The sequence below is a fragment of the Bacillus sp. FG16 genome (assembly GCF_057809515.1).
In genome coordinates this window covers 1-16,643 of sequence record NZ_JBMDKC010000114.1, presented here as the reverse complement: position 1 = coordinate 16,643, position 16,643 = coordinate 1, and the positions used below count along the sequence as shown (strand labels likewise).

General features: G+C 34.9%; 21 protein-coding genes and 3 pseudogenes. 15 read left to right on the top strand and 9 right to left on the bottom strand.

What is annotated here, in order from left to right:
* Positions 1–498: DUF4304 domain-containing protein (locus ACODS7_RS27380; RefSeq protein ID WP_488828042.1), on the bottom strand; the 498-nt coding region annotated here is incomplete at its 3' end.
* Complete coding sequence (locus ACODS7_RS27375; protein WP_029443517.1) at positions 485–955, bottom strand: SMI1/KNR4 family protein; 471 nt, start codon at positions 953–955, stop codon at positions 485–487. The genes ACODS7_RS27375 and ACODS7_RS27380, both read right to left, overlap by 14 nt.
* An 89-nt stretch (positions 956–1,044) precedes the next feature.
* Between ACODS7_RS27375 and ACODS7_RS27370 the strand changes: the two genes are divergently transcribed.
* The 6 genes from ACODS7_RS27370 to phnA all read left to right on the top strand — a co-directional run bounded on the left by ACODS7_RS27370 (position 1,045) and on the right by phnA (position 5,358).
* Positions 1,045–1,299, top strand: coding sequence for a DUF7660 family protein (locus ACODS7_RS27370; protein ID WP_029443516.1), 255 nt, complete (start codon positions 1,045–1,047; stop codon positions 1,297–1,299).
* 36 nt (positions 1,300–1,335) lie between these two features.
* The gene (locus tag ACODS7_RS27365; protein WP_029443515.1) at positions 1,336–1,719 is read left to right on the top strand and encodes a hypothetical protein; all 384 of its coding nucleotides are present in this window, start codon (positions 1,336–1,338) and stop codon (positions 1,717–1,719) included.
* A 30-nt stretch (positions 1,720–1,749) separates the two neighbouring features.
* On the top strand, positions 1,750–3,408 hold the full coding sequence (locus ACODS7_RS27360; RefSeq protein ID WP_050844655.1) for an outer membrane protein assembly factor BamB family protein: 1,659 nt from the start codon (positions 1,750–1,752) through the stop codon (positions 3,406–3,408).
* Positions 3,409–3,707: 299 nt separating this feature from the next.
* Entirely contained in the window at positions 3,708–4,505 is a 798-nt protein-coding gene (locus ACODS7_RS27355; protein WP_072940842.1) for a DUF2628 domain-containing protein, read from the top strand.
* 70 nt (positions 4,506–4,575) lie between these two features.
* Positions 4,576–4,857 (top strand): hypothetical protein, encoded by a 282-nt coding sequence (locus tag ACODS7_RS27350; protein ID WP_016079860.1) that lies wholly within the window; start codon positions 4,576–4,578, stop codon positions 4,855–4,857.
* A gap of 159 nt (positions 4,858–5,016) precedes the next feature.
* Positions 5,017–5,358: an alkylphosphonate utilization operon protein PhnA gene (gene phnA / locus ACODS7_RS27345; RefSeq protein WP_000212735.1), complete on the top strand. Its 342-nt coding sequence runs from the start codon at positions 5,017–5,019 to the stop codon at positions 5,356–5,358.
* Positions 5,359–5,559: 201 nt separating this feature from the next.
* On the opposite strand, the gene ACODS7_RS27340 is transcribed toward phnA, so the two are convergent.
* The 4 genes from ACODS7_RS27340 to ACODS7_RS27325 all read right to left on the bottom strand — a co-directional run bounded on the left by ACODS7_RS27340 (position 5,560) and on the right by ACODS7_RS27325 (position 8,533).
* The gene (locus ACODS7_RS27340; protein ID WP_016079861.1) at positions 5,560–6,357 is read right to left on the bottom strand and encodes an ABC transporter permease; all 798 of its coding nucleotides are present in this window, start codon (positions 6,355–6,357) and stop codon (positions 5,560–5,562) included.
* The gene (locus ACODS7_RS27335) at positions 6,341–7,000 is read right to left on the bottom strand and encodes an ABC transporter ATP-binding protein (protein WP_029443513.1); all 660 of its coding nucleotides are present in this window, start codon (positions 6,998–7,000) and stop codon (positions 6,341–6,343) included. The genes ACODS7_RS27340 and ACODS7_RS27335 overlap by 17 nt, the downstream gene beginning before the upstream one ends.
* Positions 7,001–7,055: 55 nt before the next feature.
* Positions 7,056–7,229: an aspartyl-phosphate phosphatase Spo0E family protein gene (locus ACODS7_RS27330; RefSeq protein WP_001054089.1), complete on the bottom strand. Its 174-nt coding sequence runs from the start codon at positions 7,227–7,229 to the stop codon at positions 7,056–7,058.
* Between the two features lie 233 nt (positions 7,230–7,462).
* Positions 7,463–8,533 carry an NAD(P)/FAD-dependent oxidoreductase gene (locus ACODS7_RS27325; protein ID WP_243169143.1) on the bottom strand — a complete coding sequence of 357 codons (1,071 nt, stop codon included), beginning with the start codon at positions 8,531–8,533 and terminating at the stop codon, positions 7,463–7,465.
* A 352-nt stretch (positions 8,534–8,885) separates the two neighbouring features.
* On the opposite strand from ACODS7_RS27325, the gene ACODS7_RS27320 reads away from it, so the two are divergent.
* The 3 genes from ACODS7_RS27320 to ACODS7_RS27310 all read left to right on the top strand — a co-directional run bounded on the left by ACODS7_RS27320 (position 8,886) and on the right by ACODS7_RS27310 (position 10,632).
* Entirely contained in the window at positions 8,886–9,125 is a 240-nt protein-coding gene (locus ACODS7_RS27320; RefSeq protein WP_000595025.1) for a YuzB family protein, read from the top strand.
* A 245-nt stretch (positions 9,126–9,370) separates the two neighbouring features.
* Positions 9,371–10,237 carry a diaminopimelate epimerase gene (gene dapF / locus ACODS7_RS27315; protein WP_029443511.1) on the top strand — a complete coding sequence of 289 codons (867 nt, stop codon included), beginning with the start codon at positions 9,371–9,373 and terminating at the stop codon, positions 10,235–10,237.
* A 41-nt stretch (positions 10,238–10,278) separates the two neighbouring features.
* A complete protein-coding gene (locus ACODS7_RS27310; protein WP_000573830.1) occupies positions 10,279–10,632 on the top strand; it encodes a HesB/IscA family protein in 354 nt (117 codons plus the stop codon).
* A 104-nt stretch (positions 10,633–10,736) separates the two neighbouring features.
* On the opposite strand, the gene ACODS7_RS27305 is transcribed toward ACODS7_RS27310, so the two are convergent.
* Positions 10,737–11,300: a GNAT family N-acetyltransferase gene (locus ACODS7_RS27305; protein ID WP_029443510.1), complete on the bottom strand. Its 564-nt coding sequence runs from the start codon at positions 11,298–11,300 to the stop codon at positions 10,737–10,739.
* Between the two features lie 406 nt (positions 11,301–11,706).
* Between ACODS7_RS27305 and ACODS7_RS27300 the strand changes: the two are divergent.
* From ACODS7_RS27300 to ACODS7_RS27280, 5 genes and pseudogenes are all read left to right on the top strand, one after another.
* Positions 11,707–11,796 (top strand): annotated as a pseudogene (locus ACODS7_RS27300) (iron-sulfur cluster assembly accessory protein); the annotation flags it as partial.
* A 399-nt stretch (positions 11,797–12,195) separates the two neighbouring features.
* Positions 12,196–12,966 carry a hypothetical protein gene (locus ACODS7_RS27295; RefSeq protein ID WP_048563703.1) on the top strand — a complete coding sequence of 257 codons (771 nt, stop codon included), beginning with the start codon at positions 12,196–12,198 and terminating at the stop codon, positions 12,964–12,966.
* 99 nt (positions 12,967–13,065) lie between these two features.
* Positions 13,066–13,253 (top strand): annotated as a pseudogene (locus ACODS7_RS27290) (hypothetical protein).
* A gap of 113 nt (positions 13,254–13,366) precedes the next feature.
* Positions 13,367–13,552: an O-methyltransferase gene (locus ACODS7_RS27285; RefSeq protein WP_016079867.1), complete on the top strand. Its 186-nt coding sequence runs from the start codon at positions 13,367–13,369 to the stop codon at positions 13,550–13,552.
* Positions 13,553–13,658: 106 nt separating this feature from the next.
* Positions 13,659–14,012 (top strand): YxeA family protein, encoded by a 354-nt coding sequence (locus tag ACODS7_RS27280; protein ID WP_016079868.1) that lies wholly within the window; start codon positions 13,659–13,661, stop codon positions 14,010–14,012.
* 29 nt (positions 14,013–14,041) lie between these two features.
* Here ACODS7_RS27280 and ACODS7_RS27275 read toward each other — a convergent pair whose 3' ends face one another.
* A complete protein-coding gene (locus ACODS7_RS27275; protein ID WP_029443507.1) occupies positions 14,042–14,503 on the bottom strand; it encodes a 2-thiouracil desulfurase family protein in 462 nt (153 codons plus the stop codon).
* Between the two features lie 80 nt (positions 14,504–14,583).
* On the opposite strand from ACODS7_RS27275, the gene ACODS7_RS27270 reads away from it, so the two are divergent.
* Positions 14,584–15,465 (top strand): helix-turn-helix domain-containing protein, encoded by an 882-nt coding sequence (locus ACODS7_RS27270; RefSeq protein ID WP_243169144.1) that lies wholly within the window; start codon positions 14,584–14,586, stop codon positions 15,463–15,465.
* A gap of 17 nt (positions 15,466–15,482) precedes the next feature.
* Here ACODS7_RS27270 and ACODS7_RS27265 read toward each other — a convergent pair.
* Positions 15,483–16,589, bottom strand: a pseudogene (locus ACODS7_RS27265) (MFS transporter); the annotation flags it as partial.
* Positions 16,590–16,643: the final 54 nt, after the last annotated feature.

Genomic DNA, 16,643 nt, shown 5'->3' with positions numbered 1-16,643 from the left:
TAACGTTTTTTTGTACTTGGGGGTAGTAAAAAGGCTTAAGTTGATGGGCATGGGAACGACAGCTAGTACAGGAGTAATGGAATGTATATTTGTTTCCACTAAATTTTCATAAGATGCCCACGTTTGAAACCAGTCGAAAATAGTAGAAAGGTAATTCGGAATTTCGATAGTTTCATGTGAAACATTATGCAATAACTGGTTCTGTTTGATATGTATAGGCTCTATTCTCGTTTGTAGAATGCAATCGAATATTGAAATGTTTTCTTTTAATTGTAATTGGTTTGTAATAAGCTGCGGTAGACCGATAGGGTGGACTCCTATATTTATATAAAAGTCATCTCCAAACTGGCTTTTTTGTATGTTAATGAGCTTATAAAATCTGTTTTCAGCTTTGAAAAATGTATGTCTTTTTTTCTTAAAGCCGAGTGGTTTTAAAGTGGCGTGTAAATTTGTAATGAAATCTCGATCCTTTTTAGAGCGAGACTTATTCTTCGTCATATTCATACGTAGTTAAGTTTTGTAAGAAACTTTCAAAGTTAGGTGCTAATTCAATAATTTCCTCAAACTCATTATCGATAAATATAACTGGGGGATTTTCAGCTACATTTCGATAGTCTAATGCAATCCATGTATGTCCATCACCAGACAAGAGTACGATATTCTCAGGCATTTCCCATTCCTGAATTAAATAACGGCTCTCTAAAATACTAGATTCATTTTCATCAAAAGAAATGCCATATAAGCCAGAAACATTAACGTGATCGTCTGCCCAAGAATTCGGCTCTGAAGTAGGGTGAGTATCAAGACGAAGAGTTCCCCCATTTTGTTCTTTTAGAAGGTTTATGTATGATTCTGGAAGCTTTACGTTCAGTACTTCTTCTGCTTTTTTGATTAGTTCATCGTTAAGGGGTGCTAGTTTTAAATAGTCATCGTCTGCCCAAATTGTACTCTTCATATTCGGTCACCTCAAATAATAGTTTTAAGAATCTTATGTCATATATTATAGTTAGTTTAGATAACACGCAATAGAGGGAGGGACGGAGTATGGATGTGTATGAATACCTCGATCACGTAAATTCTAAAGAAGATTTATTAAAATTTCTTGTATACCTCCAAAAGGATTTTAAAGTGAATAAAGATGAATGGGAAAATGTAGAGGTAGAGACTTATTTAGAGGCATTAAATAGTTGGTTAGGTTCTTGTGAATCGGTTTATATAAATCAAGGAGAGAAGTTTCCAGAAAATATTCCATGGAAGTTTATTGCTCAAATGTTACTTGCGGCAGCTCATTATGAATAAAATTAGATTTTAAAAAGATAGAATGGAGAAGATAACATGATTAACCATAATAAAATTAAACAACTTTTAGCACATGTAGATCGTGCTGAGGATAATGAAATTGAGCTAGAGTATGAATCTGAACCTATGACGATAGAATTGTTTAATAGTGAAGAAATAGAAGAAGGGCAACTTGGTTATAGTTTTGATGAAGAAGGACAAAGCTTAGTCGGGAATGAAGAAGGAGATTGGAAAGAAGGATGGATTGTAATAGGGATAGATTCATATCTTGGAGACCCGATTTTTGTAGATAGTAATGATGAGGATTGTCCGGTTTATACAGCTATGCACGGTGAGGGAGACTGGGAGCTGGAATGTATAGCGGAACGTATAGAAGATATTATTGAGAAAGTGAAGGGGAATGTGCGAGAAATAAAATAGTATTTCAATGTGATTAAGAGGGAGGAAATAATGAAAAAGTTTCAAATCGAACTAAATAAACTGCCGACAGAAAATGCTGGAGAAATAGTACTTAGTATAGATGAGAGAATTGTGTTTGAAGAAAAAACAGACATAATAGGACCGATTTGTCAGTTGTTTGATGCTTGTATCGAGGTTTTTAAATATGATGACGCTACAATTTTTTTAAATGAATATGAAAAAAAGATGGAATTTAAGAAGAAAGATGGGGAGTTTCTCATTATTAATCAGAGAGGCAAGAAGTTAGCTAGTGTTGATAGCGAGCAATTTTTACGAGTACTCTTTTCGTTTCTTAAAAAGGAGATAGGGCAGATTTACATGAGTGGAGTTGATTCTTTTCGAATCAAAGATGCTTACCATAGAATGTTAGAAATTGATCCATTTGTTCCTAAACTTGTAAATGGAAATGACGAAATTATGTATCGAACTTATCATTCTACAAGTGACAAGTATGAATTAAAATGGAAGTATTTAAAAGGGAGAGAGGTTGAACCGATATTTACTCCGGTACTATCTCATGATAAGAAGAGTATCTTTTATGTAGAGGAAAATAACCACAGAATTCGTAAACTCGATAGTGAAACGAAAGAAGAGATTTGGCAGTGCCGTATTCCAATAGTAGAAGATTGTAATTGCATTACTGTGAATGGTGTCGTAATTATTTGGCATGCAAATAGATTTGGAGAAAGTATTGCGAAATTGTATGCTATTTCATCAAGTTGTGGAGAGCTTCTATGGGATTTAGAAATAGAAGGGCATATTATACAAGATGTAAAAACTACGGGAGAAGAGTTACCACGTTTACTAGTTATTACACAAGAAGGCTACAATGTTTTATTAGAGCTTGAAAGTGGAGTAAAAGTATGGGAAAAGAATGTTCGAGTCGGAGGAGAAAAATTGCAGTGCCATCTTGGCCCAGATTACTATGTATTAGCAGGGAATCCTTTTGATGAAGATGGCGAAGTTGATGCATATAGTAATGTTGCAATTGCCATTCAATTATTAAACGCTTCTACACTATGGAAACAAATGATTGAAGATTGTAATCCAAATGAACCAGTTACTTTAACTAATGAACATTTTATATGTGTAGCAATAGAGGTATTACAAAAGTGGGAATATGGAAAAGAAGGTTGTAACTTAATTTTCGAAAAAGCTTTTGATGAGGTATGGTACGCTTGCATTGGATCAACGGAAGCGACAATACTATTAACAAGAACTGAGTATGGATATGAAGGGGTAAGTAGACAAATACAATGTTATGATCATAAGAGCGGTCAAAAGTTATATGAAGTAAATATGTCTTTTGAAATTGAATTGCCTCCATTTCTTATCGGAGAGATGATGGTATTGTCCTTAGGAGAAGGCAGAATTTGTGGTATTAATATTCAAACAGGTAAAGTGCTTTGGAACAATACTATTCTACATGATATTACAGAGGTTCTGTTATATAAAGATGGAGAAATTTACATTGCAACTTCAAATTTAGAATTGATAATACTTGATGCTGAATGTGGCGAAGTAAAAGATATAATTAAACTTCCTAAAAATGTTGTTGTAATAGATTTTATTGTATCAATTGAGGAAGTTAATAATGGATTATTCATTAGTTGCGTGAGTGGAAATATGTTTGAAATAATAGAAGGTTAATTTGTGAGCTCTCTTAAGTCGAGATGTTTGTTTTAAAATAGTAGTATATATTCACTAAAAAAGATGTATAAAAATGATTTTGATGCATCCTTTTTAGTGAATATATAAAATAATTAACTTAGTGTATTAAAGATATGATACACGATTATTTTAATATATTTAAAAGTAAAATGAAATAAGAAACGGATAATTGTCGGAATATATTCGATTTCCGTTCATTTTTATGAAATATGTGTACTTTTTGTTAGATTCCTTCATTTTGTCCATATACAATAAATGTATATAGAAATAAGAAAAGGATGATGTACGTGAAGGACACTGTTTTACAAGAAACGATTTCTCCACAAGAATTACATAAAGTTGTTCAAAAGAATACAGCTTATTATGATTTTAAGTGGGGTAAAGTAGAAAACCCTGCGCAAGGGAATACATGGAATTGGGTAGCCTTTTTCTTCCCAACCTTTTGGTTAGCTTATCGCAAAATGTATAAGTTATTTATTATATTTGCGTTATTGGCTATACCTAGTATAGTTATAACCCCTTTTATAGATATTCCAGAGGGGATTTATGTAACATTTAGTTTAGCTCTTCAATTAGGAATGATGATATTTACTGGATGGCAAGGAAACCGTTTATATTATAAGCAGGCTGTTCGTGTTTTTCGTAAGGGAGAGGATGCGTCTGATCATGAGAAGGCGTATTTCTTACAATCTAAGGGTGGCGCTAGTGTAGCTGGTATGATTGGTTTACAAGTTATAGTCGGGATTGTGTTTGGCGGAGCTATGCTCGGACTTTCTCTTTTACCAACTGAGCCGAATATTAAAAATGTTGTTCGTTCAACTGGTGAAGGGGTTACTTTAGAGATTATGACTGATAATCCAACCTGGAAGTTTGTGAAGAAAGAAAAAGATTATGATGTAGTAGAGTTTACTGGTTATGATTATACAGAGAAGAAAAACGTGAAAATTAAATTTGCTGTTTATTTCGATGAAGATTATTTCGAGTGGCAAGAGGTATATGAAAATAATAAGAAGTTAAGTGAAGAAGAAGTAGAAGAATATCAAATTTACATTGAAGAAAATAATTGGGGTTTCTAGAGGGAACTCGTTCATTTTGAAAAGAAGAATCTTGTGAAGGTTCTTCTTTTATTTATTAGGGGGGAGAGAAATGATTTCAGCATTAATAGAAGCTCTAATAGGATCTATTAGTTTAAGTACGGGTTTACACACGAAAAAGATTGATGCTAACATACTTTACTTGCAGCAGTATGAATGGTTTCGAATGATGTATGAAGACGAGAAGTATCGAAAATTATTTATTACGAACTACAAAGTTCGTTCATATTTACAAAGTAAGTTAAGAGTTCGATTGCTCGTAAAAAATAAAAATGCACAACGAAGATTTTTAAAATTAGTAGAAGAACAAATAGAAAAAAGGCATACGAATTGAAAATTTGTAAAATACAATAAAAAATGAGAATTTGAGGTAGGCTTGTCAATAACGTGAGACTATGGCACTATAAAGAAATGCTATACAAATTTTATTTATCGAGATGTAAACATCAATTTTGATTTTTACGTATAAATAATGAACGGAGGAAATGAATTTATGGCTACTTTACCAAATTGTCCAAAATGTAATTCAGAATATACGTATGAGGATGGCGTTCTTTTCGTATGTCCAGAATGTGCTCATGAGTGGGGCCAAGACGCAGAAGCTGAAAATAATGATGGTGCAAAAGTTGTAAAAGATGCGAACGGAAACGTTCTTCAAGATGGCGATGCTGTTACTGTTATTAAAGATTTAAAAGTAAAAGGAACTTCTTCAGTTGTGAAGATCGGTACGAAAGTAAAGAGTATCCGTCTAGTTGATGGCGATCACGATATCGATTGCAAAATCGACGGTTTCGGAGCTATGAAGTTAAAATCACAGTTCGTTAAGAAGGCGTAGTACAAATAAAAAGAGGAGGCGAATAGCCTCCTCTTTTTATTATGTCACTTTTTGTCGGTAAATCGATATTTCGTACAAAATCGTTGATATATTCTGAGTTATGATAGATATATTTGAAAAATCGTTGATATATTGCAAGTTATGATAGATATATTGAAAAAATCGTTAATATAATTTCATTCATCGTGAACTACGCACGATTCACCGTGCATCATAGTCAATTTCTTTCAACTGACATCGTTTAGTAAAGAATGTTTTATATCCAAGCTGTAAAAAGATAATGACAGCAAAGGCGGTACTTCCTGAAATACCGAGTATGATAGCGATTTGATATTGAATGGCTGTGAATGGTGATACACCGGATAATATTTGACCAGTCATCATGCCTGGTAAGCTTATAATTCCCATTCCGACCATAGAATTAATTGTTGGTAAAATAGCAGAATCAAAAGCGTCTCGAATGAGCGGAGCAGCAGCTTCTTTCGGTGTTGCGCCGAGCATAAGTGCACCTTCAATTTGACCTCTTTGCGACTTCATATTGTTTAAGAACGTATTTGCACCGAGAGAAACGCCAGTCATGGCATTCCCAACTAACATTCCTGTAATAGGGACGATATATTGCGGAGCATACCAAGGGTCATGACCGATAATAACAAAAATAAATAGTAGAAGTGGTCCAATTGATCCAGCGACCATGGAAAGGGCAGCTACTCGTTTTAATTCTTTAGACATTGGGATGTTAACTCGTTTATAAATATTAAAAATTGCAAAGGTAGTAATAGAAGTAATAAGAGCAATTGTATAAAATGGATTACTGTTTTCAAATACGTATGTAAGGACATATGCAACAAGTACGAGCTGAATCGTCATACGGAATGTTGCGAGCGCGATTTGTTTTTCGCGAGGTATTCCTTTTAATTTTACAAGTCCAATTAAAATAAGAATAAAAATATAGGCAGCTGCAAGTTGCCAAATTTGGAGTTCAATAACGCCCTTCAACAGAGAGCACTTCCTTTCTAGTTGCACCGTTTGCTTTACTAATCTCAATAATGTCGTCTGCAATTTCTTCTGGAAGTTGTTGTGAGTGTGTGATGAAGATAATTGTTTTTTTCTTTTTTCGTGCTAGTTCAGTAAATTGTTTCATAACGCGGCGTTCTGTATCACTGTCTAATGCTGAAGTTGGTTCATCTAATAAATAGACAGGCGGATCCATAAGTACGATACGTGCAAAGGCAAGTCTTTGTTTTTCACCGCCGGATAATGAGGAGGCGCTATCTTCTAATTGCTTGTCTAAGTTAACGGTTTGTAGTGCGCTCCGCAGGGCATCATCATTTGGAAATGGTTTTTCAGAAAGACGAAGTCCCATTAATAGATTTTCTTTAACGGTTCCATCAAAAAGAGGTGGAGTTTGCCCAAGCATAACTACGTCACGACGTAATTGAATAGGCGGATAATCAGAAATTAACTTTCCGTTATATTCAATTGTGCCGGATGTTGGAGATTGTAAATCGTTTAACATGCGAAGCAACGTGCTTTTTCCGCTTCCGCTTTCACCGATAATGCAAGTAATCTTTTCTTTTTGAATCTGTAAATAAGGAATGTGTAGTATATCTTTATATATAACGTCTTTTAATATAAACATAAATCGCTCCTTTCTGATTCTAGTTATATCGTATCAAAAAAAGAGGGAGAAATGGTTATAACGAACAACGTTTTTTCTTCGTTTTAAGTTTTATTAGTAAGTTAAGTAAACGATCTAATTCTTGGCTGAAAGAAATCACTTTATCATGAGTGAATCCGTATCGTTCAACGAGATAGATTAACTCTTTCTTTTTCGCTTCTATTCGATTGTTTAGTTTCGATAAGTTCATAAGTGGAATGTAATGCCTCCTATAAAAGTATTTATCACATAAAAAATAAGACCGAATGAATTCGGTCTTAAAGGAAATAATAAAACAACTTACAAATAGCATACACTATTCATCGATAGTTTTTAATATTAAAATGAAAAATAAATCATTATACATATTGAGAAAGATGTGTCTGATAATTTTTAAAAACTGATGCAAAGAAGCTGCCTACATAGTAGACAGCCTGTAAAGTATTAACCCTTATGATATTTGTACATCCAAAGAAGACCGGATTTTAATAATCTTGGTACACGTCCCATTAATGGTTGATTTGCGAGTAAACCGAATCCATGCTTTTTACCAAGAGATCCTAGAACACCCTTTAATTTAATAACAGGTAGTTCATCAGGGAGTGGTTCATTATTCCAACGTTTTAATAATATTTGGACAATTTGTTCTCCTTGACCTTCAGCAAGTTGGGCAGATGGTGCATGTGGAAGTGCTGCGCAATCTCCTACAACGTAAACGTGCTCGTTGTTTGGAATATTATGATATTTAGTTAAGACAACCCGTCCGCTACCATCTTGTTCAACTGGAAGGTTTCGAACAACTTCATTTGCTTGAATACCAGCTGTCCAGACGATTGCATCACATTCAAGTGGTTCATCGTGGTTATACACAATATTTGGTTCCAGTTTTGTAATGTTAGAGTTTCTTATAATATTAACTTTATGTTTTACGAACCATTCTTCTACGTATCTACTTAATTTCTCTGGATACGGGAATAAAATTCTATCTTTTCGATCAAATAAATAGATTTTTAAATCAGAACGACTTTCGCGAAGTTCACTTGCTACTTCAACGCCGCTTAAGCCGGCGCCAACAACTGCTACAGTTGCGTTTGGTTCTAGACTATTTAATTGTTCATATGTTTTACGTGTTTGTTCAATCGATTGTAGGCTATGTGTATATTCCTTCGCCCCAGGAACGTTATGATATTTATCTTCACAGCCAAGCCCGATAATTAAATCATCATATTGGATCGCTTCGCCGCCATCGAGATGAACCGCTTTTTCTTCGAGATCAATATGTGTTATTGTGCCGTATTGAATATTGAGGCGTGGGTGCTCAGGAAACGGTATACGAATATGCGTTTCTGAAATAGTACCCGCAACTAATGCATAATATTCAGTTTTGAAACAATGATATGGTACTTTGTCGATTAATGTCACTTGTACATCATCCGGAAGTTGGTTGCTTGGAAGTAGCCGTTGCAGAATTCTCATTCCACCGTAGCCGCCACCTAGTATTACGAGGTGTTTCATGATGGATTACCCCTTTTCTGTTGAAATATCCCCTAATCATAAAATTTTATATTAATAAAATATTTTGACTTTACTCAATCAAATTATATCGAATTTGTGAACAAATAACAATGCATGAATGAATACTCTGTTGTACAATAAGAAGAAAAGTAAAGTAAACTGTTTTGCCTTTTTAGTTACTATTTCATTGCAAGTAGCATGTTATATAAAATAAAACCATCTACTTTGAAGTGAAATAGTGAAGTAACTAAATAGTTTAGGATGTATAACGAAAACAACAAGAGACAGCTTAGTTTTCTTCTTATAGATGAAGTCAGAAGGTAATTTGTTTTGTAGTACAGGGGGGAGAATTTTGATTAAACCATTAATTGAATTTTGTGTAGGTAACCTTGCAAGTGGTTCACAAGCAGCGTTAGAGAAATTAGAAAAAGATCCGAATTTAGATGTAATGGAATATGGTTGTTTAGGATATTGTGGTATTTGTTTTGAAGGACCATTTGCACTTGTGAATGGTGAAGTTGTACAAGGTGCGACAGTAGAAGAGCTTGTAAATAATGTATATGATTATTTGGATGAAAATCCAATGTTTTAAGGTGTTGCGAATGAGCAACGCCTTTTTCATTTTAATTTAGATAAAACGTTATTTTGGAGGGTAGGTTAATACTGGAGATAAATAAAAAAAGGCCCTTTTAGAAGGGCTTTTTTCTTACACAATGTGTGTAAGAGTGGCTCATCGCCAAACGTTGTCAAATATGAGAAACGGGGGACATTCATATTGTGTTCTAAAAGCATGCATTCTATACTTAAAATAACAAATTATTTTTGGAGTGAATACAAATGAGGCAATTTTCTTTTACAAAAATGCATGGTCTTGGCAATAGTTATATATATGTAAATATGTTTGAAGAGCAAATTCCTGAAGAAGATTTAGCTCTTGTGGCGGAAAAGGTTTCAAATATTAATACTGGTATTGGAGCAGACGGAATGATTTTAATTTGTCCGTCTGATGTAGCTCCGGTGAAAATGCGTATGTTTAATAATGACGGATCAGAAGGAAAGAGCTGTGGTAATGGTTTGCGCTGCGTAGCGAAATATGCGTATGAGCATAAACTAGTAGAAGAAACAGTTTTCACAATTGAAACGTTAGCTGGTATTGTAACGGCTGAAGTAACAGTAGAAGATGGTGTCGTGAAATTAGCGAAAATCGATATGGGAGCACCGCGTCTAACACGTGCAGAAATACCGATGCTCGGTGAAGGTGAAACACCATTTATTCGTGAAAACTTCTTATACAATAATCATCGTTATGCATTTACGGCTGTTTCAATGGGGAACCCGCACGCGGTTATTTTTGTTGAGGATGTAGAGAAAGCACCTCTTACAACACTTGGTCCAGTTCTTGAGACACATGAAATGTTCCCAGAGCGAGTGAATGTTGAATTTATCGAGATTTTAAACGATGAAGAAATGAATTTCCGTGTTTGGGAACGTGGTTCTGGTGTAACGCAAGCTTGCGGAACAGGGGCATGCGCTGCAGTTGTAGCTGCTATTTTGAATGGGAAGATGGAACGTGGTAAAGAAATTACCGTTCATTTAGCTGGCGGCGATTTAATGATTGCTTGGACAGAAGAAGGAAACGTGTTAATGAAAGGACCTGCGGAAGTAATTTGCCGCGGAGTGTATGAGTACAAGATAGAAGCGTAAAGATGTATAATAGAATGAGAACAGAAAGGATGGTGTATTTCATGATTGAAGTAACAGAACAAGCAGCTTTTCAAATTAAAGATATGTTAAAAGATGCTGAAGATGGAGAGAAGTACGTGCGCCTTGCTGTACATGGCGGCGGATGTACTGGCCTTTCTTACGGCTTAGGATTTGAAGTAGAACCAAAAGAAGACGACACAGTTCTTGAGTTTTTCGGTGTTGAATTTGTTATCGATACAGAAAGTGCTCCAATTGTTAAAGGAGTAAAAATTGATTATAAACAATCTATGCTTGGTGGCGGATTCACAATCGACAATCCAAACGCAATCGCATCATGCGGATGCGGATCATCTTTCCGTACAGCTACGAATGCTGGTAAGCCAGAAGAGTGCTAAGGTTTTAGCCGAAATAGAAAAAGGCCTTTTTAACGATGGATGAAATCGTTAAAAAGGTCTTTTTTTTGTCGTAAAAGTGCGATTAGTACGGGCTAATTAAAGTTTCACTTTATCTTTGCATAGATGCAAGTATCAGTTAGTTGTTTGCCGTCAGCTGAAAAATTTTCATTACGTAATATCCCTTCAAGTTCAAAGTCTAGTTTTTCAGGAATCGCACGACTTTTCGTGTTATTACGTTCACATCGTATTTCAATCCTTCTAAATTTGAATAACTGAAATCCAAGGTTTATTAACGCATTTACTACTTCTGTCATATATCCATTGCCACTAAATTGCGTGCTAATCCAGTATCCAATTTCACATTTAGAAACCTTCCAATCAATTCCGTGAAGGCTAGCGGTTCCAATAAAATCCTTCGTCTCTTTATGGTAGATAAGATAGCGAAAGCTTTCTCTTTTCAAAAAATCTATATGCGCATTTCTCAGGAGAATTTCCGTTTCTTCAACAGTAGGAATGGACTGGAATAAAGACAACCACTGCTTTAATTCACTAATGGAATCTTTAATAGCTTCGTGTACTACATTCCCTTCACCTGCTTGAAGTGGTGCTCGAAGAATGAGTCTATCTGTTTCTATTTGTAACGGAACATCTAATAAAATAGGGTTCATATCATTTCTCCTCTCGAAACCTTTAAATTAGGACAGAATGAAACTTATATAATAAAAAAACTTTCACCCAAAAGAAATAATTCTTGAGGACGAGAGTTGCAATTTATAATAAATGAATTGAAAAATACTTTATCTCACTAATAGAAAATCTTGTCATAGCATCACTATTAGTTATTATAGAACTGTGCGAAGTACAGGAATATAGTAAAGCTTATCTCCCATAAAGGAACCTCTTAAAAACGAGTAAACAATAAATATATATTCAATTCATCATTTAGAAATCCCTTTTCACATATTAAAAACTAAACTATCAGTTGGTACAGCAGCATTAGGTTGTTAAACTAATGCATATGTTAATTGAATAAGGAGTTATTATTTTTTAACCTGCTTTAAATTGAACGCATAATTCACGATTGATTATCTAAACGCAATCGCATCATGCAGATTTGGATCATCTTTCCGTACAGCGACGAATGCTGGTAAGCCAGAAGAGTGCAAAGTTACTTTAGAATTTTATTTGAATGTTATTATATATAGAATATATGATAAGTGTTGTAAATTCGACTTTCATATTGTTCGTTTAAGACAAGATTATGCAACAGAAATGTAAATGAATAGCAGAATTATACTATTTATTAGTTATATTTAATGTTAATATTTGTAACGAAGATGATTGGGGATTATGTTCGGACTAGCTGTAGTTGCATCGGTTATTACTGCTAGGTAGATTTATCCCGCATTAACGGGCAGTAAGAGCCCTACTGATTAAAGTTTCATTTTATATAAAAAAGGTGCATGAGGGAGAAGGCTATAGCAAATTGTATAGAACTGAATAGTTCCGTATTAATTAAAATACGTTGATTACTAGATATTAAAAAATACCGGGGGGATTAGAGTGAAGTCATTTAAGAGAGTACTTATAGTAGGGATGGCGTTGACTACAGTATCGATTTTGGGAGCTTGTTCTAGCGATACAGACGTATTAACAAAAGTAGGAGCAAAGCAACCAGCGAAGGCGGAAGGTGACGTACTAAAAGATCAGAAGAAAACACCTATGACTACGAGCAAACGTGAAAGTATTAAAGACGAGGACGCTCCATCATCACAGAAGCGTTATATTTCTCATGATGAATCTCAAAAGATTGAGGAAGGTATGACGTATACGGATATTCTTAATACGATTGACTACGGTGGTGAGAACGTAAAACATTATAATAACAATGAAAAACGCGTATTTTATACTGAAAAAGATACGGATGGTACATATGAAATTATAGTTGAATTAAATACATATGGTTACGTTGTGAATATTGAACGTACTGCTATAAAGGATACAGATAAAGATAAAGAGAAAGAGAATCGGGTATCTACGAAACGTATTGAAGAGCCTGTAAAGGAATATGAAGAAAAAAACGATCGTGTACCGTGGTATAAAGATGTAAATAACAATTCGGCAGCAGTAAGTTACAATCACTATTTGAAAATAAAAAAAGGTATGCCCGCGAATCAGGTAAAAGCTGCAATTGGACAGCCACATGTGATTGAGAAATATAAATCTTATTCAGTATATGATTATACTGGTTATGGTGGAGAAGGATCATTACGTGTAATCTTTGAACCGAATGGAACTGTTACGGATGTAGTGGAAGATGGTTTACCACGATAATAAACTAGTTATGGGAAGAGTTGTAGTAAAGTTGTCGTTGATTTTATAAAGTTTTTGGGAGCATACCCGAATATAGATGGAAAAATAATTTTATTAGCCATGTTAACTATAGTATTTACCGAAGTCTCTTCCAAATTCAATAGCGTTATTGTGGATGTTGTTGTCGTATTGTTTTTGTTGGCATATACCGCAGTAGGGCAGCAGTTGTAACTGGACGTAAAAGGACGCGGAGTAGTAGCAGCTTTCTTTTGAAAGAAGGAGGAAAATATGATGGAGGATATTTTTGAATTCATAGGGAGATACGTAATTAAACCTATTATTAGTTTAGTAAGATATCTTGTAATAGAGATTATAATTGAGGGCATAATAGAAGGCGTAATAAACGGTATAAGGAAATTACATGATAAGTGGCGAAATTGGCGTGAAAGACGTTATTGGCGGTAGTGTAGCTGATGAGCGTGCGAAACAAAAACGTTATACAGAAGTTATGAAGAAGTTTAATGAAATGATAGCAAACGACCCGCATTTAGAATCTGTACTCGTTCCAATTGGTGATGGAATGACAATTTCTAAAGTGAAGAAATAATTATTATCTTACAAAAGTGTAATGTTCATGTCATGTTTTTGAATTTCTTCTTTAAGCTCTGGGCTTTAAGATAAGAATATAAGAAAAAACATATGAGGTGAAGGAAATGAAAAGGTACATTGCACTGTTTAGTATTTTAGTTGTATTCGCAAGCTTGTTAGTTGGTTGTGATTTAAACCGTATGGGTAAAGATGAGTATTACGTTCAAATTACAGTAGATGGAAAAGAGTATAATGGTAAGTCTAGTAATGGTGAACCATATAAAGATTATCAATATAAACTAACTGGATTTGATAAAGACGGTAAAGAGAAAGAATTAGAATTTAATGCACAAAAAAATCTTCGTAAAGAAGCATTTCTACGTGTATATCATTCAGATAAAAAAGGTGTATCAGCTTGGGAAGAAGTGAAGAAAGACGAGCTTCCAGCGAAAGTGAAAGAAAAATTAAGTGTGAAATAAGACAGGTAAAAAGGAATTGACGAACAGGGTCAATTCCTTTTTTTGTTTTCAAATTCTTCTTCTGAAATGACTTTAAATCCGTGTCTTTTAAATAAAGCAGTAGTTACTCCGTAACCAACTTGCTTATTGCCGTTAAATTCTCCAGTGTAAATCGTAGAACTGCCACAAGATGGGCTGCGTTCCTTTAAAATAATATATTCTGGTTGTAAATCTTTAATTTGTTCTAATGCTTTATAAGCACCATTTACAAAAGCTTCTGTGACATCTTCACCATTTCTTGTCATCACTTTCGCTTTTCCGTCCAAAACGTCGTCGCCATTCCCACCAATAATTTCAGCTGAGGGACGAGGCGTTGGTAGTCCCCCTAATACTTCAGGACAAATGAGGACTGTATCTTCTTTTTGTAGTAGCTCCTCTATTTTTGAAACGAGATTGTCATTTCCGTCATATCGACAAGCGATACCACCTAAACAAGCGCTAATTACGATCATATTTTCATCTCCATTAAAAAAATATTAAATTCCACGCCAAATTCTCTTCCTGCCTCTTACTTATAAATGAGGTGATATAAATGGGAAGCTTATATAATTTAATGAAACCATACAGTGAATTTCAAAGTAAAGAAGAGTTTAATGCATATCAAAAACAAGTTTTGAAGTGTTATCGATTTCAATTGAATAAAACGGATGCTACCATTATTTATTTTTTAGGAAAGTATGCAGTGAATGAGAAACAGAAAACAGTGGGAGTTGCTTGTCCGTTAATGGAGACGATTGCTACAAATATTGGGAAAAGTATTCGTACAGTACGCCGTTCAATTGCAAAGTTAGAGGAACTAGGAATAATAAAGCGTGTTGCGACAAAGGAAAGACATAAACGCGGTGGATATAGTGCGAACTTATATGTATTTCTTGCATCTGCAATTGACCGCATGGATGACCGTATGAAAATGTCCGCATGTGAAAGTGAGGATTATGCAGCTGGCTGTAGCCGAAAGGAGCAAAAAAGCGAGGGGGAAACAATTCTTTCTAAAAACATTCCACAAATAAAAGAGAAAAGAAAAGGAACGTACGAGCTTGATGAAACGTATTGTCGTCACGATATACCAAAGCCTTTTATATACGCACTTGTGCCAATGACAAGTAACCCGAAGAAGATTAACTTACTGTGGAGTAAGGTGGAGCTTGCTTATAAAAAGAGCGGGTTACTAGAGCAAGGTGTTTTGCTAGAGCAAATATTAGCTGATGAAGAAGTGTATGGAAATTTCATTTGGCGAGTAAAGAGTGTTGTGAGAGCGTATAAATATGGGGAAATCCGTAAAAATGTTAAGGCGCTTTTATATAGTACAGTGCGGGATCTATTTTTAGAGGTTGGACTAGAATGGGGAGTAGCTGTGAGACGAAGTAAGGGGATACCGTTATTTGATCCGTTTAAAAAGGAGCCATGCGTATAACACATGACTCCAAGTAGCTAATCGAACTTTCTTACAACTGGGACACGAATCGCTACAAATAGTACGAAGACGATAACAGCAATTGCACCGCTTTTCATAACGGTTACGATTGGAATTCCCATTGCAAGTGCAATTGATGTGAATGCATAAGAGAGCGGGATAAAGCCCATTGATGATAGCATAAGTAAGCTCATTACGCGTCCCATCATTTCCTCTTTTACTGTCGATTGAATCATCGCCATAAGCGGAACGATAGCCATTGCAATTGTAATACCATAAAACATGCCGGCTAATAATGCTTGCCAAAGTACGGTGCTAAAGTTGATGGATAAGAAGAATACACCAGACAGTAGCATCATGATAATGCAAAATAGTCCGCGTCTACGATTAATATTTTTTAAACCGACAATGACAGCGCCTATTGCCATTCCGCCGCCTACAGATGCTTCTAAGTAACTGAAATGGAGCGAGTCACCGTGCAGAACATTTTTAACGAAAAGCGGGAAACCGACCTGCATCGGACCAATTAAAAATAAATTTAAAAAGGCGCTACAAAGAAGGAAAGTTGAAAGGAATGGCGATTCCTTTACATATAAGATTCCTTCTTTAATAGAAGTGAACATACCTTTATCTGTATCTTTTAGTTCTGGCATCGTAAATTGTATTTTTTGAACGAGTATGGCTGCGACAATCAGTAATAAAATTGTAATGGAAAATATTGTCTCGTAGTTTGTAAATTTGATCAGAATTCCACCAAGTACAGGGCCTAAGATGACTGATGCTTGGTTCGTCATTTGTGTAAGTGAGTTTGCTTGTGTTAAACGGCTTTTTTCTACAAGTTCAGGTAAGATTGATCCGTCAGCTGACCAGAAAAAAGCATCAGCAAGTCCAAAGAATAAAGCGAATAAAGCAAATGTATATAGTGTTACATCACCAACGATAAACCATGTGAGAATGGTTGCGACAAGAATCGCTCGAATAATATTGGAGTAAAACATAATGTTTTTTTTCGGGAATTTATCAGCTACAGCGCCGCCGATAATCATAAAAATAAGCCTTGGAACACTAAGAGCTACGAAAACAACACCGAGTGAAGCTTCAAGGTTTAATGTTTTTGCTATGTACCCATGCCCATCAACTTAAGAGAACAAATAAAATGAAATTCCCTTCAAAAGGGT